Here is a 25,722-nt window from a genome sequence, read left to right as displayed (position 1 = left end):
CATTGTCCTATGTTCGCGTTATTATCAATATATTCCTCACTCGGCGCTATCTTTCGTTCACGCTACGCTGGCCCCAGTAGAGGAGACACCGCCATGACCGCCTGCATCGTCGGCTGGGCCCACACCCCCTTCGGCAAGCTCGAAGACCCCGACATCGAAAGCCTCTTCGGCCGCGTCGCCCGCGCCGCGATCGAGGATGCGGGGATCGAGGCCGATGACGTGGACGGCGCTTTCGTCGGCGTCTTCAATGGCGGCTTCACCAAGCAGGATTTCTTCGCCTCCCTCCTGCTCCAGACCATCCCCGAACTCCGCTTCAAGCCCACCACCCGCTACGAGAACGCCTGCGCCACCGGCACCGCCGCCATCCATGGCGCCATGGATTTCCTCGCGGCGAAGCGCGGCCGCTTTGCCCTGGTGGTGGGGGCGGAGAAGATGACCGCGACGCCCGGCGCGCAGGTCGGCGACATCCTCCTCAGCGCCTCCCACCGCCGGACGGAGGGCGACATCCCCGCGGGCTTCGCCGGCGTCTTCGGCCGCATCGCGGAAGCCTATTTCCAGCGCCACGGTGACCAGTCCGACGCGCTGGCCGCCATCGCCGCCAAGAACCACCGGAACGGCGTCGCCAACCCCTATGCCCAGATGCGCAAGGATCTCGGCTTCGCCTTCTGCCGCGCAGAGTCGGAAAAGAACCCCTTCGTCGCACCCCCCCTCAAGCGCACGGATTGCAGCCTGGTCAGCGACGGCGCCGCCGCCCTGATCCTGACCGACGAGGAAACGGCCCGCAGCATGGCGAAAGCGGTCCGCTTCCGCGCCGCCGTGCACGCGACCGACATGATGCCCATCGCATCCCGCGACATAATCCGCTTCGAGGGCGCCCGCGCCGCCTGGTCCCGCGCCCTGGCCGACGCCAACCTGACGCTCGCCGACCTCAACCTGGTCGAGACGCATGACTGCTTCACCGTCGCGGAGCTCATCGAATACGAGGCGATGGGCCTGGCGCCGGAAGGGCAGGGCGCGCGGGCGGCGCTGGAGGGCTGGACGACCAAGGATGGCCGCCTGCCCGTGAACCCCTCCGGCGGGTTGAAGTCCAAGGGCCACCCGATCGGCGCGACCGGCGTCTCGATGCACGTCCTGGCCGCCATGCAGCTCACCGGCCAGGCCGGCGATATGCAACTGCCCAAGGCGGACCGGGCAGGGGTCTTCAACATGGGCGGCGCCGCGGTCGCGAACTACTGTTCCATCCTGGAGCGGCTCGGCTAGCTCAGGCTGCCTTCACCCGGTCCACGAAGGTCCCCACCTCGCGCGACAGCGTGGTCGCCTGGTTGGCGAGGACTTCCGCGGCCCCCAGCACCCGGCTCGCCGCCTCGCCACTGCCGGCCGCGCTTTCCCGCACCTGCAGGATGGTGCCCGACACGTCGCGCGTGGAAGACGCGGCCTGCTGGATGCTGCGGGCGATCTCCTGCGTGGCCGCGCCCTGCTCCTCCACCGCCGCGGCGATGGCCGCGGCGATGCCGTTCACCTCCTCGATCACGGCAGAGACGCTGCGGAAGGCTTCCACCACCTCCTGCGTCGCGCCCTGGATCTGGGTGATCTGCGCGCCGATCTCCTCCGTCGCCTTGGCGGTCTGCCCGGCCAGCGCCTTCACCTCGCTCGCCACCACGGCGAAGCCCTTGCCCGCATCGCCGGCGCGCGCGGCCTCGATCGTCGCGTTCAGCGCCAGCAGGTTGGTCTGCCCGGCGATGGAGGAGATCAGCCCCAGCACGTCGCCGATCCGCTGCGCCGTATCGGCCAGGGATCCCACCAGCCCCTCGCTCCGCCGCGTCTCCTCCACCGCCTGGGTCGTCACCTGGGTGGACCGGGACAGCTGGCGGCTGATCTCCTGGACCGAGGCGGTAAGCTCCTCCGTCGCCGCCGCCACAGACTGCACATTGGCGTCGGCGCTGCCGGCGCTCTGCGCGACCTGGTCGCTCTGCCCATCCAGCCGCTTGGCGCCGATGTTCATCCCGCGCGCCGTCTCCGCCAGCGTGGTGGAGGCCTCGGAGACGGTGCGGACCAGCGTGCCGATCGTCTCCTGGAAGCCGCGGACATGGTCGGCGACCCGCGTCGCGCGCTCCTCACGCGCCAGGGCCTCCGTCTTCTGCGCTTCCTGCAGCCGCCGCGCCTCCGCCAGGCTGTCCCGCATTTGCGTGGCCGACCGGGCGATGAGGCCGAGCGCGTCGCGCCGCTCCGTCCCGGCGATGGCCACGTCGAAGCGACCCTCGCCCAGTGACCGCAGGCTCTCCGCCATGTCGTCCACGATGCCGGAGACGATGCGCAGGATGCGATGTGTCATCAGCAGCAGGATGGCGAGGATGACGCCGCCGCCACCGACCAGCAGCATCGCCTGCCGGCGGGCCGCATCGCGCCGTGCCTCCACCGCCGCGCTCATCTCCGCGCGCGCGGCGACCATCGCCTCCGCCAGCAGGGCGGATTGCGCGGCGAAGGGTTCCAGCCAGGCCGGCGGCGCCATGGTGGCGCCGTGGCCGGCCTGCAGCGCCGCCCGTCGCGCCCGCAGCTCCGCCTGCACGGGCGATGCGTCGATCTCCGCCATCCGGCGGTTCAGGGTGGGGGAGCCGAGGCTGCGCAGCCTCTCCCGGTAGACGTCCTGCAACACCTGGCCGCGCTGGAGCTGCGCCAGGGCGGGCGGTGGCGGCGTGGCGCTGCCCAGCATACGCAGCCCACCGCCGCGTTCCATGTTCACCGCGTTCTGGAGGTGCATCAGCGCATGGATGGCCAGGCCGATGCGCGTCAGCTCCGCATCGGTGGTCGCGATGGCCATCTTCCCGGCGAAGGACAGGACGCTTTCCGACAGGGGCACGAAGACGGCCGCGGAATCGGCCGGCGCGGCGGTCCGCGCCACCACGGCCGCGCGGAAGGCCGTGAGCCGCGGTGCCAGCGCGAGGATCGCGTCCAGCGCCTCCCGCGCCGGCGGGGAGATGGCCTCGACCGCCCCCGCCTGTTCCCGCAGCGCCGCCATCGCGTCATCGGTCTCTCGCGCGGCGCGCGCATGGGCGGCCAGCGCCTCCGCGCTCCCGTTGCCGAGGACCGGCAGCACGGCGGTCGCCTCGACCGGGATGTTCGCCAGCAGCCGGCTGCTGGCCGCGCTCAGCGGCTCAAGCCGCGTCAGCGCCTCGGTATCCTGCCAGGTGGCGACGACGCGGGCGCCGAGCGGCAGGGCGGTGATCGCCACGCCAAGCAGCGAGACGGCGGCGAGGAGATAGAGCAGGCCGGTCAGGGTCAATCGGCGCACGGACGGATCCTCCGTTGTAGCCGGACTGATGTAGCAGGGTGGCGCTTAACAGGGCGTGCGCAAGACCGGCTGGCACGCCAGTTGCTCTACACCCTGCTGTCATGCGGCGGCCTTGTCCGCCCTGGCAGCTTAGCCTTCCTCAACCTTGCCTTGGGCCGGTCCGAAAGGACTGGCCCATTTTTTTTGCCCGGCTTCCGGGGCTGCCGCTGGGCCAGTCGGCGCCGCCAGGACCCGCCCGAGGAGGAAAAGGCCACCTGCACAGCTTTTCAGCGGTGCCGGCTCGATTCCCAAAATGCGAACCAAAGCGCGACCCAATCCGCGAAGAAGGCTGGACCCAGCCCGATCGCGCGGCAGTGATCGCTACCCCGGCACGAGTACCGACACCGCCGCCTGCGCCGCGATCCCCTCGCCACGCCCGGCGAAGCCCAGCCGTTCCGTCGTCGTCGCCTTCACGGAGACGCGGTCCACCGGCACGCCCAGCAGGCCCGCCAGCCTCTCCCGCATCGCCGTCGCGTGGGGGGTGATCTTCGGCCGCTCGCAGATCAGCGTCACATCGGCATTGGCCAGCACGCCGCCCCGAAGCGCGATCCGCCCGGCGGCATGCACCAGGAAGCGCGCGCTGTCGGCATCCTTGTACTGGTTGTCGGAGGGCGGGAACCACCGCCCGATATCCCCCTCCGCCAGCGCGCCATAGATGGCGTCGCACAGCGCGTGGATGCCGACATCCGCATCCGAATGTCCGTCCAGCCCGAGCGGCCCCGGCACCACCACGCCGCACAGCACCATCGGCCGGCCTTCGACGATCCGGTGCACATCGAAGCCGGTGCCGATACGGGGAATCATGGGCACGCTCATCATCGCCTCCATCCGGGCCAGGTCTTCCGGCCAGGTGATCTTCACATTCGACTCGTGGCCCGGCACCAGCGCCACCGCCTGCCCGGCGGCTTCCAGCAACTGCGCATCATCCGTCGCCTCCGCCAGGGCGCCCCGATGCGCCGCCAGCAGCGCGTCGTACCGGAAGGCCTGCGGCGTCTGGGCGCGGAACAGCCCGGCGCGCGGCACCGTCTCCAGGATCAGCCCGCCATCGCCCCGCTTCAGCGTGTCGCTCACGGGCTGGGCGGGGATGGCGCCGGGGTGGTCCTCCAGCGCCGCCATCAGCGCCGCGACGGTCCCGCGCGGCACCACCGGCCGCGCCGCGTCATGCACCAGCACGACCCGGGGAGGGGCGCCCGCCAGCGCCTCCAGCCCCGCCCGCACGCTGGCCTGGCGGGTCGCGCCGCCGGCCACCGGCACCAGGCAGGGCAGCCCCTCCAGCGCCGCCAGGACCACCGGCATCATCTCGGGCGCGCAGACCGGCAGCAGGGCGTCGACACCCCCCTCCCGCAGCAGCGCCTCCGCCGCATGGCGGATGACCGGTCGTCCGGCCAGGATCGAGTATTGCTTGGGTTGCGGCGCGCCGAAGCGGCTGCCGCTGCCCGCTGCCATCAGCAGCGCCACGCATCGCATGGCGGGACCCTAGCCCAGCCCGGGCGCCGCGCCCAGACACGCCCCCAACCCCGCGTCACTGCTGGATTTTTCAGCAGTAACCCGCCAGAGCCCGCCAACCGCATTGCCCCAGGGTCAATCTCCCGATACCTTGCCCAAATCATGAGCATGAACACCTCCCCATCCGGCTCCTGGACCGGTCCCATGCTGCGCCCGATCGACCTGGGCGGTGTGGTGATCGACGTGCCGGTCGTCCTGGCGCCCATGTCCGGCGTCACGGACCTGCCCTTCCGCCGCCTGGCCCGCGCCCAGGGCACCGGGCTGGTGGTCAGTGAGATGATCGCCTCCAACGCCATGGTGCGGGAGAACCGGACCACCCTGAAGATGGTGGAGGTCGATGGCTTCGGCGGCCCGTCCTCCGTCCAGCTTGCGGGCTGCGACCCCGCGGTGATGGCGGAAGCCGCGAAGCTCGTCGTCGGCCATGGCGCCGCGATCGTGGACATCAATTTCGGCTGCCCGGTGAAGAAGGTGGCCCTCGGCCAATCCGCCGGATCGGCGCTGATGAAGGATGAGATCGGCGCCGCCCGCATCCTGGAAGCCGTGGTGAAGGCGGTCCCGGTGCCCGTCACGCTCAAGATGCGCATGGGCTGGGACCACAATTCCCTCAATGCGCCGAAACTCGCCCAGATCGCGCAGGACTGCGGGATCCGCCTGGTGACGGTGCATGGCCGCACCCGGCAGATGTTCTACAACGGCACCGCCGACTGGGCCTTCGTGGCCCGGGTGAAGGCCGCCGTCTCCATCCCCGTCATCGTCAATGGCGACATCCTGACGCCCGAGCACGCGGCGGAAGCGCTACGCCAGTCCAGCGCCGATGGCGTGATGATCGGCCGCGGCTGCTATGGCTGCCCCTGGCTGCCGAAGCAGGTGGCGGATTACCTCGCCACCGGCATCCTGCCGCCGGACCCGTCCCTGGCCGAGCAATACGCAACGCTGCTCGTGCATTACGAGGCGATGCTCGCCCATCACGGCAGGGACCCCGGCATGCGCCTGGCCCGCAAGCATGTCTCCTGGTATTCCAAGGGCTTGCCGGGCTCTGCTGAGTTCCGGTCGGAGGTCAACCGCACCGATACGGTGGAAGCGGTGCTGACCCTGATGCAGCGCTTCTACGAACCGCTGATCGAGCGTGGCGTGCAGCCCGCCCGCCCCACCGCCCCCGATGACGAACGGATGGCCGCGTGAGGGGTACGGCCTTGTCCCGCGCCGCCCGCGCCCTTCGCCTGTCCGGCACTGCCCCGGCGGAGGGCCTGGCCCCGGAAGCCACCGCCATCCTCGGCGCGCTTCCCATCGCCGCCGTGGTGCTGGATGCGGAGGATCGCTTCGTCTTCGCCAACCCGGCCGCGGAGTTGTTCTTCCAGCTTTCCGCCGCCTCGCTCCGCGCCCAGTCGCTGCGGGACATGCTGCCGCATGACAACCGGCTGTTCGGCGTGCTGGCGCAGGTGCGGGCGCATGACAGTCCCGTCTCCGACCACGATCTGGTCCTGGAAAGCCCGCGGCTCCGCCGCTTCGGCGTCGCCGCCCAGGCCGCGCCCTTCCCGGAAATCGCGAGCGGCATCGTCCTCACCTTCCAGGACGGCTCCACCGCGCAGATGCTTGATCGGCAACTGAATTTCCGTGGCGCAGCCCGCGGCGCCTCCGCCATGGCCGCCATGCTGGCGCATGAGGTGAAGAACCCGCTTTCCGGCATCCGCGGCGCCGCACAGCTCCTCGAACACGGGGCCAGCGAGGGTGACCGCGAACTCTGCCTGCTGATCCAGGATGAGGTGGACCGCATCCGCAACCTGGTCGAGCGGATGGACATGTTCTCCGAACGCCCGGTCGAACAGGCGCCGGTCAACATCCATGAGGTGCTGGACCATGTCCGGCGCATCGCGCTCTCGGGCTTCGCGGCGCATCTCAAGATCCACCAGGAATACGATCCCTCCCTGCCGCCGGTCTGGGGCAACCGGGATCTGCTGGTCCAGATCCTGCTGAATCTGGTGAAGAACGCCGCGGAAGCCGTTGATCCGCGTGAAGGTGAGATCCTGCTGGCGACCGCCTACCACCATGGTGTCCGCATCGCCGTGCCGGGCAGCCTGGAACGGGTCCACCTGCCGCTGCAGGTCATCGTGCGGGACAATGGCCCGGGCATCCCGGAAGCCATCCGCGCCACGCTGTTCGAACCCTTCGTGACGACCAAGCGGGGCGGGCAGGGGCTCGGCCTCGCCCTCGTCGCCAAGCTCGTCGCGGACCAGGGATCGCTGATCGAATGCGACAGCCGCCCCGGCCGCACCTCCTTCCGCCTGTCCCTGCCCGCGCCGCCACCGGCTTCCCGGCAGGCCGCGGCCCAGGCCGCAGGGCGGAAATCCTGATGTTTCCGCAGAGCCTGATGGGAGCCTTCCATGACTGAGGCCGCGACCGTTTCGGCAACCACGCGCACCATCCTCGTGGCCGATGACGACCGGGCGATCCGCACGGTGCTGTCCCAGGCGCTGACCCGGTCCGGCTACCATGTCCGCGCCACCTCCTCCGCCGCCACGCTCTGGCGCTGGGTGGAGGATGGGGAAGGGGACCTCGTCATCACCGACGTCATCATGCCGGATGAGAACGGGCTGGATTTGGTGCCGCGCATCCGCCGCATCCGCCCCGACCTCCGCGTGGTGGTGATGTCGGCGCAATCCACCTTCTCCACCGCGCTGAAGGCGACCCAGCGCGGCGCCTTCGACTACCTGCCCAAGCCCTTCGATCTGAAGGAACTTCTGGCAGTTGTCGGCCGGGCACTCTCCGCCCCGAGCACCGCGGAAGCGACGGAGGCGGAGGAGCCGGAGGAGCGTCTTCCCCTCGTCGGCCGCAGCGCCGCGATGCAGGAGATCTACCGGACGGTCGCGCGCCTCACGACCACCGACCTGACCGTGATGATCACGGGCGAGTCGGGCACCGGCAAGGAACTGGTCGCCCGCGCCCTGCACGATTACGGCCGCCGCCGCGGCGGCCCCTTCGTCGCCATCAACATGGCCGCGATCCCCCGCGAACTCATCGAATCCGAGCTGTTCGGCCATGAACGCGGCGCCTTCACCGGTGCGCTGAACCGCGGCGTCGGCCGGTTCGAACAGGCCGCCGGCGGTACGCTGTTCCTGGACGAGATCGGCGACATGCCGCCGGAGGCGCAGACCCGCCTGCTGCGCGTGCTGCAGGAGGGCGAGTTCACCACCGTCGGCGGCCGCCAGCCCATCAAGGCCAATGTCCGCATCGTCGCCGCCACGCACCGGGACCTCCGCCAGGCCATCCGCGGCGGCATGTTCCGGGAGGATCTGTTCTACCGCCTGAACGTCGTCCCCATCCGCCTGCCGCCGCTGCGCGAAAGGCTGGAGGATATTCCCCTGCTGGCGCGCCACTTCCTGGAGCGCGCCCGCGCCGCCGGGCTGCCGCAGAAGCAGCTGGACCAGGGGGCGATGGACCGCCTCAAGCAGCATTCCTGGCCGGGCAACGCCCGCGAGTTGGAAAACCTAATGCGCCGCATGGCGGCGCTCTACCCGCAGGAGACGATCGGCGCCGATGCCGTCGGCTCCGAACTCGCGGAAGCCGCCGCCCCGGCCGAGGAAGGCCCCCGCGCGCCGGAGACGCTGGAACAGGCGGTGGAAAGGCACCTCGCCGGCTTCATGTCCGCGCACAAGGACGGCATGCCGATCAGGGACCTGTATGACCGCGTGCTGGCGGAGGTGGAGCGGCCGCTGCTGAAGCTGGCGCTGAGCGCCACGCGCGGCAACCAGATCAAGGCCGCGGCGATGCTCGGGCTGAACCGGAACACGCTGCGGAAGAAACTGCGGGAGCTGGACCTGCCGGTGGTGCGCGGCCTGCCCTGAGGGCGTCGTCAAGCCGGGCGGGTTCGCCCGGCGACTCGGGCATCGGGCGGAAACGGGGCCCGCCCGCGCGAAACCGCTGGCAGCGGGCGCCATGTTCCGGTTATGTTCGCCCATCACCGCCCCGATTCCGGTCGGGGCCGGGACCATGACCCCCGTGAAAACGCACTAAAAGCACTAAATCGGCTAAATGTCCTAAAATCCGCCAACGACTTCCAGACAAACCGGCGGCCTCGGCCCCACCGCCGATTTCATGGCCGGGCGCATGGCCTCCACGGTCACAGTTGCTAAAATGCCACAGCGCGGGCTACCCCAGGCGCAGCGGACAGGCAGGCAGGATGGCAACGCGCTGGCGCAGCATCGGTGACTTCTTCTTCGGCCGGGCGATGACGCTCGGCCTGGCCATCACGGCCGTGCTGCTGGGCCTTGCCACCTTCGTCCTGCTCGCCGGGGGATCGCCCTTCGGGCCGACCCGCCCGGGGCAGATCGTCTTCGTCGTGCTGGCCAATGCCGGCGTGCTGCTGATGCTGGCGGCCTCCCTCGCCACCCGCCTGGTGCGGGTCTGGGCTGAACGGCGGCGCGGCAGCGCGGGGGCCAGGCTGCATGTGCGGCTCGTGATGCTGTTCGGCGGCGTCGCCGTGGTGCCGGCGCTGATCGTCGCCGCCTTCGCCGCCATCTTCTTCAACCTCGGCATCCAGGCCTGGTTCAGCGACCGCGTGCGCTCCACCCTCGAAGCCTCGCTCGTCGCCTCCCGCGCCTGGCTCGACCAGCATCGGGACGAGATCCGGGTGGATGCGCTGGCCATGGCGGCGGACCTCAACCGCGCGGCCGTCGTGTTCCTGCCGGACAACCAGCCCGCCTTCGAACGCCTGCTGGCGACGCAAGCCAGCATCCGCGGCCTGACGGAGGCGGTGATCTTCGAACCGACGCTGGGCCGCGTCATCGCCGCCGCCGGCTTCAGCCCGGGCTCCGTCATTGAACCTCCGCCCGCCTGGGCGATGGAGACGGTGCGCCAGGGGGAGGTCGCGGTGGTGCCGGCGGAAAGCGATGCCCGGGTCCGCGCGCTGGCCAGCCTGGATGTCCAGCCCGGCCTGCTGCTGCTGATCGGAAGGCCGCTGGATGCGGGCGTGCTGGAACACATGCGGCGGACGGAACTCGCTTTCCAGGACTATGACCAACTCGACCGCAACCGCGGCAGCCTGCAGATCACCTTCGCCCTCATCTTCGCCTGCGCCGCGCTGCTGGTGCTGCTGGCGGCGGTGCTGGTCGGGCTTGTCTTCGCCAACCAGATGGCGCGGCCGATCTCGCGCCTCATCAACGCCGCCGAACGCGTGCGCGCGGGCGACCTGGCCACGCGCGTGGAGGAGGGGACGGCGGATGACGAACTCGCCAGCCTCAGCCGCGCCTTCAACCGCATGACCAGCCAGCTCTCCGCCCAGCGCGGGGAGTTGATGGAGGCCTATCGCCAGATCGACGAACGCCGCCGCTTCACGGAAACCGTGCTCTCCGGCGTCTCGGCCGGGGTGGTGGGGCTGGATGCGGAGGGCAGGATCAACCTGCCCAACCGCAGCGCCAGCGAATTGCTGGGCGTCGACCTCGATGCCGGGATCGGCCTGCCCATGGCCCGCGTGGCGCCCGAATTCGCCGAGTTGGTGCAGGAAGCGCGCGCCAACCCGGACCGCCCGCGCACGGCGGAACTGCCCATCGGCCCGCCCGCGCGCCGCCGCAGCCTGATCGCCCGCATCGGCGCGGAAACCCAGGCCGGGCGCGTCACCGGCTATGTGCTCACCTTCGACGACATCACCGAACTGCAATCCGCCCAGCGCAAGGCCGCCTGGGCCGATGTGGCGCGGCGCATCGCGCATGAGATCAAGAACCCGCTGACCCCCATCCAGCTTTCGGCGGAGCGGCTGAAGCGCAAGTATCTCAAGGAGATCCACTCGGACCCCGAGACCTTCCGCAGCCTGACGGACACGATCGTCCGCCAGGTCGGTGACATCGGCCGGATGGTGGATGAATTCTCCGCCTTCGCCCGCATGCCCCAGCCGGTGATCCGGCCGGAGGATCTCGGCCAGGTGGTGAGGGAGGCCCTGGTCCTGCAGAAGGCCGCCCACCCCGAGATCGACTACACCACCGCCATCCCGGACGGCCTGCCCCGCCTGCCCATGGACCGCCGCCTGATCGGCCAGGCGCTGACGAACCTGTTGCAGAACGCCGCCGATGCCGTCGCCTCCGCCCCCCGCGCGGAAGGGGAACGTGGCGCCATCGCGATAAGGCTCGACTCGTTCGAGGATGGTATCGGCGTCGTCGTTGACGACAACGGGATCGGCCTGCCCGATGGCGAGGAGCGTGCACGGTTGACCGAGCCCTACGTGACCCATAAGGCGAAAGGCACGGGCCTCGGCCTTGCCATCGTCAAGAAGATCATGGAGGACCATGGCGGCCGCCTTGGCCTGGAGGACCGGCCGGACGGCGCCGGCGCCCGGGCCCTGCTGATCCTGCCCCTGGCGGGCAAGGACGTGGCGACGGCCGGCATGGCGCAAGGGGAACGGCCTGGCATGGGCGCGGCGATGGGGCGAACAGATCATGGCGCATGAGATCCTGATCGTCGACGACGAGCCCGACATCCGCGCCCTGATCGAAGGCATCCTCTCCGACGAGGGCTACGAGACCCGCCAGGCCGCCAATTCCGACCAGGCCATCGCCGCCTTCCGCACGCGGCGGCCTAGCCTCGTCATTCTCGACATCTGGCTGCAGAATTCGCGCCTCGACGGGCTTGGCATCCTCGCCGCCCTGCATGGGGAGGAACCGCGCGTCCCCTGCATCATGATCAGCGGCCACGGCACGATCGAGACCGCCGTCCAGGCCATCCAGCACGGCGCCTACGACTTCATCGAGAAGCCCTTCAAATCCGACCGCCTGCTGCTGGTGGTCTCCCGCGCCCTGGAAGCCGCGCGGCTGCAGCGGGAGAACAGCGAGCTTCGCCTGCGCGCGGGGGGCGAGACGGAACTCGTCGGCATCTCCGCCCCCGTCACGCAGTTGCGGACGGCGCTGGAACGCGTGGCGCCGACGGGATCGCGCGTGCTGATCACGGGCCCCGCCGGCGCCGGCAAGGAAGTCGCCGCGCGGATGCTGCACGCCCGGTCCCGCCGCAGCGATGGCCCCTTCGTCGCGCTGAACTGCGCCACCCTGGCACCCGCGCGGTTCGAGGAGGAGTTGTTCGGGGTCGAGGCCGGGACCGATCCCTCCGCCCAGCCGCGCCGGGCCGGCGTGCTGGAACGCGCCCATGGCGGCACGCTGCTGCTGGATGAGGTCGCGGACATGCCGCTGGAAACCCAGGGGAAGATCGTCCGCGCCCTGCAGGAACAGGGTTTCGTGCGCATGGGCGGCGCGCAGCGCGTGACCGTCGATGTGCGGGTCATCGCCACTACCAACCGCGATCTCCAGGCCGAGATCGGCGCGGGGCGGTTCCGGGAAGATTTGTATTACCGCCTGGCTGTCGTGCCCCTGAAGATCCCGCCGCTGCGGGAGCGGCGGGAGGACATCCCGGCCCTGGCGCGGCACTTCATGGCGCGGTCCGGGGAGACCTCCGGCATGGCGCCCCGCGAACTGAGCGAGGACGCGCTGGCGGCGATGCAGGCCTATGAATGGCCGGGCAATGTCCGGGAACTCCGCAACCTCATCGACTGGCTGCTCATCATGGCGCCGGGGGAGGCGCGGGACCCGATCCGCCCGGACATGCTGCCCCCCCAGGTCGGCGCCGCCGCCCCCGCCGTGCTCAAGCTGGACCGGTCCAGCGAGATCATGACCCTGCCGCTGCGTGAGGCGCGGGAGCTGTTCGAGCGCCAGTACCTCGAAGCCCAGCTGCTGCGCTTCGGCGGCAACATCAGCCGCACCGCATCCTTTGTCGGCATGGAACGCAGCGCGCTGCACCGGAAGCTGAAGTTCCTTGGTGTCCACGCCGAGGATCGCGCGCCCGCGGCGCAAGCCGCACCCTGAAAAGCACGGCGCAAGCCGCACCCTGATCGACCCGCCCCGAACGCCACCCCGAAGGCCACCGCCCGCATGTCCAAGATCGCCTACGTCAACGGCCGCTACCTCCCGCAATCCGAGGCCTCGGTGAACATCGAGGATCGCGGCTACCAGTTCGGGGACGGCATCTACGAAGTCGTTCACCTGCACGAAGGCCGCTACATCGATGAGGATTTGCACCTCGCGCGGCTGGAGCGGTCCTTGCGGGAAATCGCGCTGCCCATGCCGATGTCGCGCGGCGCGCTGTCCATGGTGCTGCGGGAAGTGGCGCAGCGGAACCGCGTGAGCGACGGGCTGCTCTACATGCAGGTCACGCGCGGCGTCTCGCGCCGCGACCATGCCTTCCCGTCGAAGCCCGTGCCGCCGGCGCTGGTCGTCACCATCCGCCGCATCGCGCCCTATCCGACGGACATCGACAAGTGGCAGGCCAGCGCCATCACGCTGCCGGATCTGCGCTGGGCGCGGCGGGACATCAAGTCGGTCAACCTGCTGCCCAACTGCCTGGCCCGCCAGAAGGCGAGGGAGGTCGGCGCGATCGAGGCCATCCTGTTCGACGAAGCCACAGGCATGGTGACGGAAGGCGCGGCCACCACCTTCTGGATCGTGGACGAGCACGGCGCCATCCGCACCAGGCACCTCGACCACGTCATCCTGCCGGGCTGCACCCGCGCGGCGCTGATGAAGGAACTGGACCTGCTCGGCCTGCCCTATGACCAGCGCGAATTCTCCCTGGACGATGTGAAGCGGGCGAGGGAGGCCTTCATCACCTCCGCCACCTCCTTCGTGAAGCCGATCACGAAGATCGATGGCGCGCCGGTGGGCGATGGCAAGGTAGGCCCCGTGGTGCGGCGGCTGTTCGACATCTTCGCCCGCCATGTGAAGGGCGATGTGAAGAACGCCGCGTGATTCCGCCCAAGGCGATCCTCTGGGACTGGGACAACACCCTGGTCGATGGCTGGGCGGCCATCGAGCACGGGCTGAACGTCACCTTCCGGGCCTTCGGGATGCCGGAATGGGATCGCGAAACGGTCCTGGCGCGCGTGCGCGGATCGCTGCGCGATACCTTCCCCGGCATGTTCGGGGCGGAGTGGGAACGGGCGCGTGACATCTTCTACACGGGGGTGCGCGCCTGCCACCTGGATGTGCTGACCCCCATGCCCGGCGCGGCGGAGGCCGTGCTGGCCGCGGCCGCGCTCGGCCCCCAGGCGGTGGTTTCGAACAAGCAGGGGCCCCTGCTGCGCACGGAAGCTGCCCATCTCGGCTGGGCGCCGCATTTCGCGGCACTCATCGGCGCGGGGGATGCGGAGGCGGACAAGCCTTCCGCCGCGCCGCTTCTGCTGGCGCTGGCCGCCTGCGGCGTGCAGGCCGGGCCGGCGGTCTGGTACATCGGCGACACGGTGCTCGACATGCAGGCAGCGCGCGCGGCAGGATGCACAGCGGTATTGCTGGGCCGGGCGGGACATGACGGCGGTGTCACCGCAGCCTCGCCCGACAGGCAATTCGATGACGGCCATGCGCTGGCCGAGGCCCTTCGTTGTCTTGCCAGCGGGCCTGCCGCTGGGGGAAACTAGGGCTCCTCCCCAGGCTCTGCCGGTGGCCTCGTGCTGCCCAGGCCAACAACAAGAAGGACCGACCCTCCGTGGCCGCCGAGAAGTCCCAGAACGTGCAGGACGTGTTCCTGAACCACGTTCGCAAATCGAAGACTCCAGTGACGATCTTCCTGGTGAACGGCGTCAAGCTGCAGGGAATCATCACCTGGTTCGACAACTTTTCCGTCCTGCTCCGTCGGGATGGACACACGCAGCTGGTCTACAAGCACGCCATCTCCACCGTGATGCCGGGCGCGCCGATCATGCTGTTCGATGCCACGGCGGCGGGCGCCGGCGCGGCTGCGCCGGAAGGCGCGGCGGCGCCGGCCCGTGAAGGCCGCCTGACCCTGGGACGAGAGGTGAATCCTGTCGGACCGCGGGACTAGGCCGATCGGCCCCGCCCCGGGGGCGGCGCAAGGCGCCCCCGGTGGCGTCGACACGCATGGCGGCCCGACCCGGGCCGCCGTCATTCTCCCCTTCGAACGGTTCGGCCGCGGCGATACCAGCCGTGCCACCGACGCGAAGCTGGCGGAGGCCGTGGGCCTGGCCGCCTCCATCGGGCTGACCATCGTCCACACCGCCATCCAGCCGCTGCGCGCCATCCGGCCCTCCACCCTGCTCGGCGAAGGCCAGGTCGCGACGGTCAAGGAAGCGTGTGAACGGCATGGCGTCAGCGTCGTCATCGTCGATGCCGCCCTGTCCCCGGTGCAGCAGCGCAACCTGGAACGCGCCTGGGGGGCTAAGGTCATCGACCGCACGGGCCTGATCCTGGAGATCTTCGGCGACCGCGCCGCCACCAAGGAAGGCGCGCTGCAGGTCGAGCTTGCGCACCTGTCCTACCAGCGCACGCGCCTGGTGCGGTCCTGGACCCACCTGGAACGCCAGCGCGGCGGCTTCGGCTTCCTCGGCGGTCCCGGCGAAAGCCAGATCGAGATCGACCGCCGGCTGATCGATGAACGCATCGTGCGGCTCAAGAAGGAACTGGAACAGGTGCGCCGCACCCGCGGCCTGCACCGCAGCGCCCGGTCCCGCGTGCCCTACCCCGTGATCGCGCTGGTCGGCTACACCAATGCCGGCAAGTCCACCCTGTTCAACGCCCTGACCGGCGCCGGCGTCTATGCGCAGGACCAGCTTTTCGCGACGCTCGACCCCACGATGCGCGCCATCAGGCTGCCCTCCGGCCGGACCGTCATCCTCTCCGACACCGTCGGCTTCATCTCCGACCTGCCGACGCAACTCGTGGAGGCCTTCCGCGCGACGCTGGAGGAGGTGGCCGCCGCCGACATCATCCTGCATGTCCGCGACGCCGCGCATCCCGAAACCGCCGCCCAGCGCGCCGATGTGCTGGCCGTGCTGACGGAGATGGCGGAAGGCGACCACCCCACCATGGACGAGGCCTGGCCCGACCGCGTGGTGGAGGTATTGAACAAGGCGGACCTGATGGGGGGCGTGGACTCCCTGCCGGAAATCCCCGGCGCCATCGCCGTTTCCGCCCTGACGGGCGATGGCCTCGAACAGCTTCGCGCCGCGCTGGACGCCCGCATGGCCGCGGGGCTGGAGGTGGTGGAGTACTCGATCGACCCCGCCGATGGCGCCAGCCTCGCCTGGCTGCACGCGCATGGGGAGGTGCTGGAGCGGCGGGATGGGGAGGAGACGATCCGCCTCCGCGTCCGCCTCTCCCCAGCCGATCGCGCGCGTTTCGACCAGCGGGGGGGATGAGACGATGCGCTTCGATGCCAGGGCCGCCAGTGCCGTCGCCGCGCTGCTGCGCGATGCCTCCCGCGCGGAGATCATGCCCCGCTTCCGCAAGCTGGCCCCCGACGCCGTCCGCACCAAGTCGGGGCCCCTCGATTTGGTGACGGAGGCCGATGAGGCCGCGGAGCGGGTGATCGAGGTCGGGCTTTCCCGCATGTTCCCGGGCTGCGTGGTGGTGGGCGAGGAAGGGACGGCGGCCGATGCCTCCCTGCTGACGCGCCTGCGGGACGCGGAACTGGCCTTCGTGGTCGATCCCGTCGACGGCACCGCCAATTTCGCCGCCGGCGTGCCGCTGTTCGGCTGCATGGCCGCAGCCTTCGTGAAGGGGGAGGTCGTGGCGGGCTGGATCCATGATCCGCTCGGCGATGATACCTGCCTGGCTGTGCGGGGGGAGGGCGCCTGGGTGGAGGATGGGGCGGGGACGCGGATCGGCGCGCTGTCCGTCGCGGCGCCCGCGCCGGTGAACCGCATGGTCGGCGCCGTGTCCTGGGGCTTCATGCCTGGGGAGATGAAGACGCGCGTGGTGTCCCGCCTGCCGCGCCTGGCGGGCACGCTGAACTACCGCTGCGCCGCGCATGAATACCGCCTGGCCGCGGGCGGCCACGCCCATCTGCTGGTCTACAACAAGCTGATGCCCTGGGACCACGCGCCGGGCTGGCTGATCCACCGGGAGGCCGGCGGGCATGCCGCCCGCTTCGATGGCAGCGCCTATGAGGCCAGCCACCACGTCACCGGCGGCCTGATCTGCGCGCCGGACCGCGCCTCCTGGGAAGCAGCCCGCGCGGCGCTCTTCGGCGAGGACTGACTTGGCCGAGGACGACGACGAGGACGAGGAAGGCCCGCCCGGTCTTCCCCCCGGCACCCCCTTCTACATGACCCCCGCCGGCGCGGCCGCGCTGCGGGAGGAACTGCGGAAATTGTTGGAGGAGGAGCGGCCCAAGGTGGTGGAGGTCGTCTCCTGGGCCGCGGGCCTCGGCGACCGGTCGGAGAATGCGGACTACCAGTACGGCAAGCGCCGCCTGCGGCAGATCGACAGCCGCGTCCGCTTCCTCCGCAAGCGGCTGGAGAAGGTGCAGGTGGTGGATCCCGCGGCGCAGGCGCGGCGGGACCAGGTCTTCTTCGGCGCCACCGTCACCTATGCCCGCGCCTCCGACGATGCGGAGGTGACGATCACCATCGTCGGCGTGGATGAGGCCGAGAGCAGCCAGGGCCGCATCTCCTGGGTCGCGCCGGTGGCGCGAGCGCTGCTGGGGGCGAAGGTGGGCGATACCCGCAAGCTCCGCACCCCCGCGGGGGCGGAGGAGATCGAGGTGGTGGATATCGCTTATCCGCCGGCGTGATTCGCGCCCGCCCGCCGGCATCGCCATCCTGTGCACCGAAGCGCAGGAGAGAACGCCATGTCCGTGACCACCGACCCGACCGACCCGCTGCCCCCGGGGCTGGAGACGGTGCTGCTCCCCCGCACACATGACATCGGCGGCTTCGAGGTCCGGCGCGCCCTGCCCGCGAAGGAACGCCAGATGGTCGGGCCCTTCATCTTCTTCGACCAGATGGGCCCGGGCGAGTTCCTGACCGGCACCGGCATCGATGTCCGCCCGCACCCGCATATCGGGCTTTCCACCGTCACCTACCTGTTCGAGGGCGAGATCCAGCACCGCGACAGCCTGGGGACCGAGATGTCCATCGCGCCCGGCGACGTGAACTGGATGACGGCTGGGCAGGGGATCGTCCATTCCGAACGCACCGCCGCTGCCCGTCGCGCAGGCCCGCACAAGCTGGCCGGCATCCAGTCCTGGGTCGCGCTGCCCAAGGCGCATGAGGAGACGGCGCCGGCCTTCCGCCACCACGGCGTGGCCAGCCTGCCGGTGGCGGAGGATGCGGGCACCCGGCTCCGCCTGATCGCCGGCACTGGCTGGGGGATGAACGCGCCTGTGCAGGTGCTGTCCGACCTGTTCTACGCCGATGCAGCGCTGGCGCCGGGCGCCGCCATGCCCATGCCGGATCACCATGAGGAACGCGCCGCCTATGTCATGGCGGGCACGGTGGAGGTCGCCGGCCAGGTCTTCGACTCCGGCCGCATGCTGGTCTTCCGGCCCGGCGACCGCATGTCGCTCCGGGCCGGTCCCCGGGGCGCAAGGCTGCTGCTGCTGGGGGGCGCGACCATGGACGGGCCGCGCTTCCTCTACTGGAACTTCGTCAGTTCATCGCGCGACCGGATCGAGCAGGCCAAGCAGGACTGGGCGCGGGACCGCTTCGCCGCCCCGGTGCCCGGCGAGACCGAATGGATACCCCTGCCGGAGAAGCGCGCTGTCCAGGCCGGGACGAATACGCCGCGTGATTGAGCAGCGCCGCGGCCGCCCGCACCTGGGGGTTGACTCGGTGCAGGAAAACACTTGTCGTTGGGCGAAATTAACCATGTGGTAACGTCCCAATGGCCCTGCGCACCGGAACGACCCTCGGCGATACGCTCGTCGGGACCCGCTACGCCGATACGCTGGAGGGCCTCCAGGGCGATGACACGCTCATCGGCCGCGGCGGGGCGGATGTGTTCCGGGGCGGAGAGGGCCGGGACCTCGTCCAGTTCACCAGTTTTCCGGTGCTTCTGGACCTGGCGGGCCCAACTTCCGCCGGAGAGGCGGCCGGGGACAGCTTCACGAGCATCGAGGCGTTCCAGTTCGGGGGCGGCGCCGATACCCTGATCGGGACGGGCCTGGCGGGCGGCCTGCTGGTCGATGGCGGGGAAGGCGATGACAGCCTGTTCGGCGGCGATGGCCCCGATACGCTGTATGGCAGCGAGGGCGGGGATACGATCACCGGCGGCGGCGGCGATGACAGCCTGGAGGGCGACGCCGGCGACGACGTGATCGAAGGCAATGCCGGCAACAATACGCTCCTCGGCGGCAGCGGCGACGACACGATCACCACCGGGTCCGGCGACAACGACGTGGAGGGCGGCTCCGGCGATGACCGCATCGCGACCGGGGGTGGCGACGACCTCATCCTGGCCGGCAGCGGCGACGATCGGGTGACCAGCGATGCGGGCGATGACGCCGTCTATGGCGGTGCCGGCGCCGACACGCTGTCGAGCACCGGCGGCAACAATTCCATGTTCGGCGGCAGCGGCGACGACGTCATCGTCACCGGTGACGGGGACGATGTGCTGGATGGCGAGGGCGGGGACGACATGCTGGCGGCCGGCGACGGCGCGGATACCCTGTTCGGCGGCGCCGGCAACGACGTCCTCCTGGGCAGCCCTGTGTTGCTCGCCGTCATCCGCGACGCCCTTGGCGACACCCTGGCGCCGCCGGTTGAGGAGGCGGCGGATCCCGATGCCGGCGGGCTGATCGATGGCGGGGGCGGGGACGATGTCATCTTCGCGGGCGGCGGCGCCGATACGCTGATGGGCGGCAGCGGGGTCGACATCATCATCGCCGACGCCCTCGGCGCCATCGACGGGGATGACGATGTCGATGGCGGATCGGGCACCGATGTGCTGGTCGGCCTCGGCGGCGGCGATACGCTGCGCGGCGGGTCGGATGGCGACATCATCCTCGGCGACCTCCTGGGACCGGCGATCGACCCGCTGCTCGGTGAACTGCTCGACTTCGATTCGGATGAACTGGGGGGCGATGACCTGCTGGATGGCGGGACGGGCAGCGACGTCATCCTGGCCGCCGATGGCGACGACACGGCGTTGGGCGGCTCGGGCGGCGACCTCATCCTGGCCGGGGAGGATGGGGACAGCGTCGACGGGGGTGCCGGCAGCGATGTGATCGTGGGCGAGGGCGGCGACGATACCCTGTCCGGGGACGGTGACGCCGACCTGCTGCTCGGCGATTTCAGCATCTCCAACCTGGTGCAGAGCGTACTGGACGATACCCTCCCCGATCCGGAGGACGATGGCGACGACCTCCTGAATGGCGGCGCCGGGGACGATCTGGTCCTGGCCGGCGGCGGGGCGGACACTGTCCGCGGCAGCGTGGGGATGGATCAGCTTGCCGGTGGCGCGGGCGACGATTCCGTCGTGGGCGAAGCGGATGACGACACCCTGTCCGGCAATGGCGGGGATGACACGCTGAACGGGGGCGCGGGCGACGACCTGATGGTCGGTGACCTGGACGAATCGGTGGTCATCGACATGGCGGACGCCATCACGGAGCAGCTGGCTGGCACGGTGATCGGCCTCGCGGCCGATGTGGCGGTGCTGGATGCGATCACCGTCGGCCTCGCCCCCTTCGGCGTGACTCCGGCCGCGCTGCTCGATTTCCTGCTGGTGGCGGTGGATGGCCTCGATCTCAACCCCGATGACATCGACCTGGGCGACATCGACCTGGGCGATATCGACCTCGATGATCTGAGCCTCGATGACCTCTCCACGATGCTCGGGATGCTGGCGGCGGCGCTGCCGGACATCATCGCCGCCCTGATCGCGGTCACCAGCGGCGAACATGGCGATGACCGCATGCTGGGTGGCGCCGGGGATGACATGATGGCGGGTGGAGGGGGGAACGACACCCTTCTTGGCCAGGCCGATGACGATGATATCGATGGCGGCGAAGGCCGGGACCTCGTCCTGGGCGGCGCGGGCGACGATACGCTGGCGGGCGGCGCGGGGCGTGACCGCCTGCTGGGCGAGGAAGGCGATGACAGCCTGGATGGCGGCGCGGAGAATGACGTCCTGTATGGCGGCGCGGGGGCCGATAGCCTGGCCGGCGGTGCCGGCCGGGACCTGGTCGACCTGAATCCGTCCTCCGACGAGGAGGATGAGGATGGCGGCCATGCCGATGGCGGGGCCGATGCGGACACGATCTATGGCAGCGACGGCGCCGATACCCTGCTCGGCGGCGACGGCGATGACGACATCGGCGCGCTTGACGACGACGACAGCATCGATGGCGGCGCCGGCAATGACAGCGTCTTCGGCGGCGCGGGCGCGGATACCATCCTGGGCGGTGCCGGGCGGGACCTGCTCGACCTCAACGAGGATGACGACGTCGAGGACGAGGATGGCGGCCATGTCGATGGCGGGGCCGATGCGGACACGATCTATGGCAGCGACGGCGCCGATACCCTGCTCGGCGGCGACGGCGATGATCGTATCCGGGCGCTGTATGGCGACGACCACGTTGATGGCGGATCCGGCAACGACAGCGTCACCGGCAGCTACGGTGCGGACACCATCCTGGGCGGCGCCGGGCGGGATCGGATCGACCTGAACCCCAGCGGCGATCTGTTCGACGAGGATGGCGGCTACGCCGATGGCGGTGCCGATGCGGACACGCTCTATGGCAGCGACGGTGCCGATACCCTGCTCGGCGGCGACGGCAACGACCGGATCAAGGGGTTCGACGACGACGACCGCATCGAAACCGGGTCGGGCAACGATTCCGTCTATGGCGGTGACGGCGCGGATACCATCATCGGCGGTGCCGGGCGGGACCTGCTCGACCTCAATCCCGACTTCGACGAGGAGGATGAGGATGGCGGCCTCGTCGATGGTGGCGAGGGGACCGATACCATCTACGGCAGCGACGGCGACGATACCCTGCGGGGCGGCGGCAGCGCGGATACGATCGAGGCATTTGACGGCGATGACAGCGCCGAGGGCGGGTCGGGCAACGACACGATCATTGGCGGGTGGGGGGAGGATACCCTGGTCGGCGGCTCGGGCGACGACCTGCTCGACCTCGGCGATCCCGAGGACGTCGACGAGGATGATGGCGGCCTGATCGATGGCGGCAGGGGGGCCGATACGATCACCGGGAGCGACGGAGAGGACGACCTGCTGGGCGGCGCCGGCGACGACCTCATCCATGCGCTTGCCGGCGCCGACAGTGTCCTTGGCGGCGACGGCGCGGATACGATCTTCGGCAGCCTTGGCGGGGATACGCTGCTGGGCGAAGGCGGCAACGACTTCATCGCCGCCGGAGCGACCGGGGACGAGGGCGACGTCGCGGTCGATGGCGGGGCCGGCAACGACACGATCGCGGTCGGCGCCGTCGGCCGGTATGCCGGCGGGGAAGGGGCCGATATCTTCGTCTTCGGCGTTCCTGGCGGCGACAACCAGATAGTCGACTTCGACGTGGAGGAGGATGTCATCGCCCTGAACTTTGCCGAGGGGCTGCCCTACACCGTCGCCTACGACGCCAGCAGCGGACGGCTGACGGCGAGCAGCAGCGCGGGGGGCGGTGACGAACAGCTCCTTGCCACCCTCGCGACGAACCTGGACTTCACGGCAGCGAACCTCCGCTACGATTTCGGCGTCTAGGCCACAATCGGCGCGGGCATCACGACCAGCGCCGCACGACTGAGGGTATCTATCGCCCGCACCCAGGCGCCAAGGCTCGACTTCAATCTGTGGATAACGCACTTATCCACAGATTAGCTCTTGAGTAACGCATAAAAATTAATACTATTCGAACGGAACAAAACGCTCCGGATCGGATTGGCCATGCCCCTCGCAGCCCGCATCACCGCCTACTGGTTCGCCGTCGCCGCGGCGACCGGGGCCTGGTTCATCGCCATCGCGGCGCTGGAGATGTGGCCGCTGCCCGTGCAACTGGCCCTGGCCTCCATGCTGCCCATGGCCGGGCTCTGGTGGCACCTGGTCCTGTTCCAGGACATCCTGAAGGCCCGCAAGGCGGCGCGCCTCGCCGCCAGGCAGCCGAAGCCGGCCGCTACAGCCGTGCCCGGGGCCGGGCCACAACGGGCAGCCCCGGCGACACCCGCCGATGCCGCCCTGCCGGATGCCGCGCTGCGCGCCGCGCTCCGGCAGGTGAGGGAGGAGGCCGCAGCCCTGGCCTGGGATCCGTCCCTGCAGCGGGAGATGACGCTGCGCACGGAATGCGACGCCGAATTCGCCCGGATCGTCGCGCCGCTGGCGGAAAGCGAGCGGGCGGTCCTGCTGCTGGCCGCCCGCGGCCCGGTGGTGCGCAAGCGCCTGGCGCTTGCCGCCGGCCTGCTGGTGCGGGATCGCGGCCAGGTCGAGGCGGATGACCCGATGCGCCGCGGTCTGATGACGGGCCTGGGCGCAATCTCCCCCACCTTGGCCGCGGATTTCGCCATGGTGATGCAGACCGCCAGCGACCTCGACCCGCTCGCGGTCGCGCGGCACCTGCTCTCCCATCCCGGCACGATGCTGGGGCGGCTGCCCCAGGCGACCCTGCTGCGGGATGCGACGGCGCTGCTGGCGAGGGACGATCGCCCGGCCATCCGCGCCACCGTCGCCGCGATGCTGGCCGGGCAGGTGGAACGCCCGATGGAGGCGCTGCTGGAAGCCTACATCGCCACGGCCCGGGCGCCGGAGGCCGTGGCCCTGGCAGCGCTGGGCGCGGCGGGGTCGCACCAGGCGGGGCTGGCCCGGGGCCGGGCCTGAAACGGCGCCTGTTCACCGTCTGTGCCAGAGGTTCCCTCCATCGGGACCGCCCCTTCGACGTAGCGCTACATGAGTATGGCGCAGCGCTACTACATGACAGGATGAGCCGGTTCGCTGTTGTAAATCGGCTTTACAAGCTGCGCCTCAGCCCTGGCCGCGCTCCCGCGCCTTCACCGCCTGCCAGGCCGCTTCCATCGCCTCCAGCCCGGCATCCGCGGGCGCCTTGCCCTCCGCCGCCAGGGCCTGTTCCACCGCGTTGAAGCGGCGTTCGAACTTGGCGTTGGCGTCCCGCAGGCAGGTCTCGGGGTCCAGGTCGAGCTTCCGCGCCAGGTTCACCAGTACGAAGAACAGGTCGCCGACCTCATCCGCCTGGCGCGCCTTGTCCATGGCCGGCAGCTCGGCGCGCAGCTCCGCCGCCTCCTCCTCCAGCTTGTCCAGCACCGCGCCGGGATCGGGCCAGTCGAAGCCGACGCGGGCGGCGCGGCGGGCCAGCTTCAGGCCGCGGGTGAGGGCGGGCAGGGTGGTCGGCACCCCGGCCAGCGTCCCGGTTTCGGCCCGCGCCGCGCGCTCCGCGGCCTTCTGGACCTCCCAGGCGCTGTTCTGGGCAGCGACATCCCGGGAAGCGGCCTCGCCGAAGACGTGGGGGTGGCGGCGGATCATCTTGTCCGCGATCGCCTGGGCGACCTCCGCGAAGCCGAACTGCCCGGCCTCGGCCGCCATCTGGGCGTGATAGACCACCTGGAACAGCAGGTCGCCGAGTTCGTCCATCAGTTGGGGAAAATCGGGGCCGCGGGCGATGGCGTCCGCGACCTCATAGGCTTCCTCGATCGTGTAGGGCGCGATGGTCGCGAAATCCTGCACCCGGTCCCAGGGGCAGCCATCCGGCGCGCGCAGCCGCGCCATGATGTCCAGCAGGCGGACCAGGGAAGCAGCGGCATCGGCCATGGCGAGGATGCTCCGAAGGCAGGGGCGAAGGGCAGGGGGCCCTGCCTGCTGTCGCCCAGCGCCAGCGCTTCGGCAAGCCGCCGTGTCCCGTGTTTCGCCGTGTTTCCCGGCGGCTTCGGGCCGATTCCCGCGACGAGCGCGATCCCCTAGCGTCCCCGCATCGAAACCGGAGGATAACGCCATGCGTCGCCTGCTTGCCGCCATCCTGGCCGCCACGCCGCTGCTGGCGCCCGGCGCCGCACCCGCCCAGAGCCTGCGCGCCATCAATACGGGCGGCCCTCAGGGCGCCTACCACAGCCTCTTCTGCCCTCCGGTCGCCGCCGCCCTGCAGCAGGCCTACTTCACCGGCTACGCCTGCACGCCGAGCCGCGGCACGGTGGAAAACATCGAGCGCAGCCTGGCGACCCCGCCGATGATCGGTTTCGCGCAACTCGATGTCTTCGCGCTGGAGGCGAGCCGCCGGCCGGCAGAATTCGCCAACCTCGTGGTGATCCGCCAGGACGTCGCCTGCGAGGGGCTCTGGATGGTCACGCGCAACGAATCCCTGAGCAATTACGGAGAGGTCCTGGCCCTCGCGCGGCGCATTCCCTTCATCCTGCCGGCCCAGGGATCGGGCGCCGCGGCCAGCTTCGCCTTCCTGATGCAGGGCGATCCGGAAGGGCTGGGCCGGGTTGCCCCCGGCAACATCAGGCATCTGGCCGATGCCACCGCCGTCATCAACGCTGTCGCCACAGCCAGTGACGGCGCCGTCGGCTTCTTCGTGCAGTTCGCCGACCCGCAGAACGCCAATATCCGCCTGATGGCGGAAAAGAACCTCCGCATCATCCCGGTGGTGAGCCGGGAGATCCTGCGCAGCCGGGTGGCCGAGCAGTCTGTCTATGAGGTCCGGACCTTCACCCTGGGTGGCGGCGGCATCTTCGCCCGGCCGCGGGAGCTGACGACGGCCTGCACGCCGGTCGCCGTCTTCGGCGGCACGCCGGAGGCCGTGGCGCGCTTCGGCAAGGGCGGCACGGCCGATGACCAGCGGGAACTGATCGAGCGCGTCCGCGCCGTGCCGGCAGCCCGGCTGCTGCCGCAGGAGGATCGCGTGGCGCGCCTGATCTCCGGCGCGCGACGCCTCAGCGCCCAGGCGGCGGAGGAGATGGCGAATGCGGCGGATGCGGCGAAGCGCGCCGTGCAATCGCGCATGGGCAATTGAGGGAAGGGGGCGGCGCCGGGCAGCCGGCGCCGCAACGGTCCAGGCGGCAGGCCGGGCGCCCGTTTTCCCCAGCCGATATCCACAGATCCGATTGCCGCATAAGATATATTATGGAAAGAAAACAGCCTGGGGACAAGCCGGTGGATGTGGGGAAA

The 25,722-nt window shown here is 70.3% G+C and carries 19 protein-coding genes; 16 read left to right on the top strand and 3 right to left on the bottom strand.

Annotation, left to right across the window (positions count from 1 at the left end):
- The first annotated feature begins 93 nt into the window (after positions 1 to 93).
- The gene (locus BM041_RS14030) at positions 94 to 1,260 is read left to right on the top strand and encodes an acetyl-CoA acetyltransferase (protein ID WP_092960447.1); all 1,167 of its coding nucleotides are present in this window, start codon (positions 94 to 96) and stop codon (positions 1,258 to 1,260) included.
- A gap of 1 nt (position 1,261) precedes the next feature.
- Here BM041_RS14030 and BM041_RS14025 read toward each other — a convergent pair whose 3' ends face one another.
- Both BM041_RS14025 and BM041_RS14020 read right to left on the bottom strand, forming a co-directional pair.
- Positions 1,262 to 3,289, bottom strand: coding sequence for a methyl-accepting chemotaxis protein (locus BM041_RS14025; RefSeq protein WP_092960445.1), 2,028 nt, complete (start codon positions 3,287 to 3,289; stop codon positions 1,262 to 1,264).
- Between the two features lie 360 nt (positions 3,290 to 3,649).
- Positions 3,650 to 4,795: a bifunctional 2-C-methyl-D-erythritol 4-phosphate cytidylyltransferase/2-C-methyl-D-erythritol 2,4-cyclodiphosphate synthase gene (locus tag BM041_RS14020; RefSeq protein WP_092960443.1), complete on the bottom strand. Its 1,146-nt coding sequence runs from the start codon at positions 4,793 to 4,795 to the stop codon at positions 3,650 to 3,652.
- 147 nt (positions 4,796 to 4,942) lie between these two features.
- On the opposite strand from BM041_RS14020, the gene dusB reads away from it, so the two are divergent.
- The 14 genes from dusB to BM041_RS13950 all read left to right on the top strand — a co-directional run bounded on the left by dusB (position 4,943) and on the right by BM041_RS13950 (position 23,424).
- A complete protein-coding gene (gene dusB / locus BM041_RS14015) occupies positions 4,943 to 6,016 on the top strand; it encodes a tRNA dihydrouridine synthase DusB (RefSeq protein ID WP_408735406.1) in 1,074 nt (357 codons plus the stop codon).
- Positions 6,017 to 6,054: 38 nt separating this feature from the next.
- Positions 6,055 to 7,185, top strand: coding sequence for a two-component system sensor histidine kinase NtrB (locus BM041_RS14010; protein ID WP_245762091.1), 1,131 nt, complete (start codon positions 6,055 to 6,057; stop codon positions 7,183 to 7,185).
- Between the two features lie 30 nt (positions 7,186 to 7,215).
- Positions 7,216 to 8,676: a nitrogen regulation protein NR(I) gene (ntrC, locus tag BM041_RS14005; RefSeq protein ID WP_092960439.1), complete on the top strand. Its 1,461-nt coding sequence runs from the start codon at positions 7,216 to 7,218 to the stop codon at positions 8,674 to 8,676.
- 335 nt (positions 8,677 to 9,011) lie between these two features.
- Positions 9,012 to 11,270 carry a sensor histidine kinase NtrY-like gene (locus BM041_RS14000; RefSeq protein WP_092960437.1) on the top strand — a complete coding sequence of 753 codons (2,259 nt, stop codon included), beginning with the start codon at positions 9,012 to 9,014 and terminating at the stop codon, positions 11,268 to 11,270.
- Positions 11,260 to 12,672 carry a nitrogen assimilation response regulator NtrX gene (gene ntrX, locus BM041_RS13995; protein WP_092960435.1) on the top strand — a complete coding sequence of 471 codons (1,413 nt, stop codon included), beginning with the start codon at positions 11,260 to 11,262 and terminating at the stop codon, positions 12,670 to 12,672. Before BM041_RS14000 ends, ntrX begins: the two co-directional genes overlap by 11 nt.
- A gap of 66 nt (positions 12,673 to 12,738) precedes the next feature.
- Positions 12,739 to 13,611: a D-amino-acid transaminase gene (locus BM041_RS13990; RefSeq protein WP_092960433.1), complete on the top strand. Its 873-nt coding sequence runs from the start codon at positions 12,739 to 12,741 to the stop codon at positions 13,609 to 13,611.
- A complete protein-coding gene (locus tag BM041_RS13985; protein WP_092960431.1) occupies positions 13,608 to 14,276 on the top strand; it encodes an HAD family hydrolase in 669 nt (222 codons plus the stop codon). The genes BM041_RS13990 and BM041_RS13985 overlap by 4 nt, the downstream gene beginning before the upstream one ends.
- A gap of 68 nt (positions 14,277 to 14,344) precedes the next feature.
- Positions 14,345 to 14,680, top strand: a complete 336-nt coding sequence (gene hfq, locus BM041_RS13980; protein ID WP_092960429.1) for an RNA chaperone Hfq — start codon at positions 14,345 to 14,347, stop codon at positions 14,678 to 14,680.
- 82 nt (positions 14,681 to 14,762) lie between these two features.
- Complete coding sequence (gene hflX, locus BM041_RS13975; RefSeq protein WP_245762090.1) at positions 14,763 to 16,013, top strand: GTPase HflX; 1,251 nt, start codon at positions 14,763 to 14,765, stop codon at positions 16,011 to 16,013.
- A gap of 4 nt (positions 16,014 to 16,017) precedes the next feature.
- On the top strand, positions 16,018 to 16,854 hold the full coding sequence (locus BM041_RS13970; RefSeq protein WP_092960425.1) for an inositol monophosphatase family protein: 837 nt from the start codon (positions 16,018 to 16,020) through the stop codon (positions 16,852 to 16,854).
- A gap of 1 nt (position 16,855) precedes the next feature.
- The gene (gene greB, locus BM041_RS13965) at positions 16,856 to 17,389 is read left to right on the top strand and encodes a transcription elongation factor GreB (protein WP_092960423.1); all 534 of its coding nucleotides are present in this window, start codon (positions 16,856 to 16,858) and stop codon (positions 17,387 to 17,389) included.
- Positions 17,390 to 17,446: 57 nt separating this feature from the next.
- The gene (locus BM041_RS13960; RefSeq protein WP_092960421.1) at positions 17,447 to 18,391 is read left to right on the top strand and encodes a pirin family protein; all 945 of its coding nucleotides are present in this window, start codon (positions 17,447 to 17,449) and stop codon (positions 18,389 to 18,391) included.
- Positions 18,392 to 18,480: 89 nt separating this feature from the next.
- Entirely contained in the window at positions 18,481 to 22,317 is a 3,837-nt protein-coding gene (locus tag BM041_RS13955; protein ID WP_092960419.1) for a calcium-binding protein, read from the top strand.
- A 183-nt stretch (positions 22,318 to 22,500) separates the two neighbouring features.
- Positions 22,501 to 23,424: a hypothetical protein gene (locus tag BM041_RS13950; protein ID WP_092960417.1), complete on the top strand. Its 924-nt coding sequence runs from the start codon at positions 22,501 to 22,503 to the stop codon at positions 23,422 to 23,424.
- Between the two features lie 144 nt (positions 23,425 to 23,568).
- On the opposite strand, the gene mazG is transcribed toward BM041_RS13950, so the two are convergent.
- Positions 23,569 to 24,369 carry a nucleoside triphosphate pyrophosphohydrolase gene (mazG, locus tag BM041_RS13945; protein WP_092960415.1) on the bottom strand — a complete coding sequence of 267 codons (801 nt, stop codon included), beginning with the start codon at positions 24,367 to 24,369 and terminating at the stop codon, positions 23,569 to 23,571.
- 181 nt (positions 24,370 to 24,550) lie between these two features.
- Between mazG and BM041_RS13940 the strand changes: the two genes are divergently transcribed.
- Entirely contained in the window at positions 24,551 to 25,567 is a 1,017-nt protein-coding gene (locus tag BM041_RS13940; RefSeq protein ID WP_092960413.1) for a TAXI family TRAP transporter solute-binding subunit, read from the top strand.
- Positions 25,568 to 25,722 lie beyond the last annotated feature (155 nt).

The organism is Falsiroseomonas stagni DSM 19981 (assembly GCF_900114315.1).
GTDB classification, from domain to species: Bacteria; Pseudomonadota; Alphaproteobacteria; order Acetobacterales; family Acetobacteraceae; genus Falsiroseomonas; species Falsiroseomonas stagni.
Note: the sequence above shows the minus strand (reverse complement) of the source record. Positions and strands in the feature narration are given on the sequence as shown.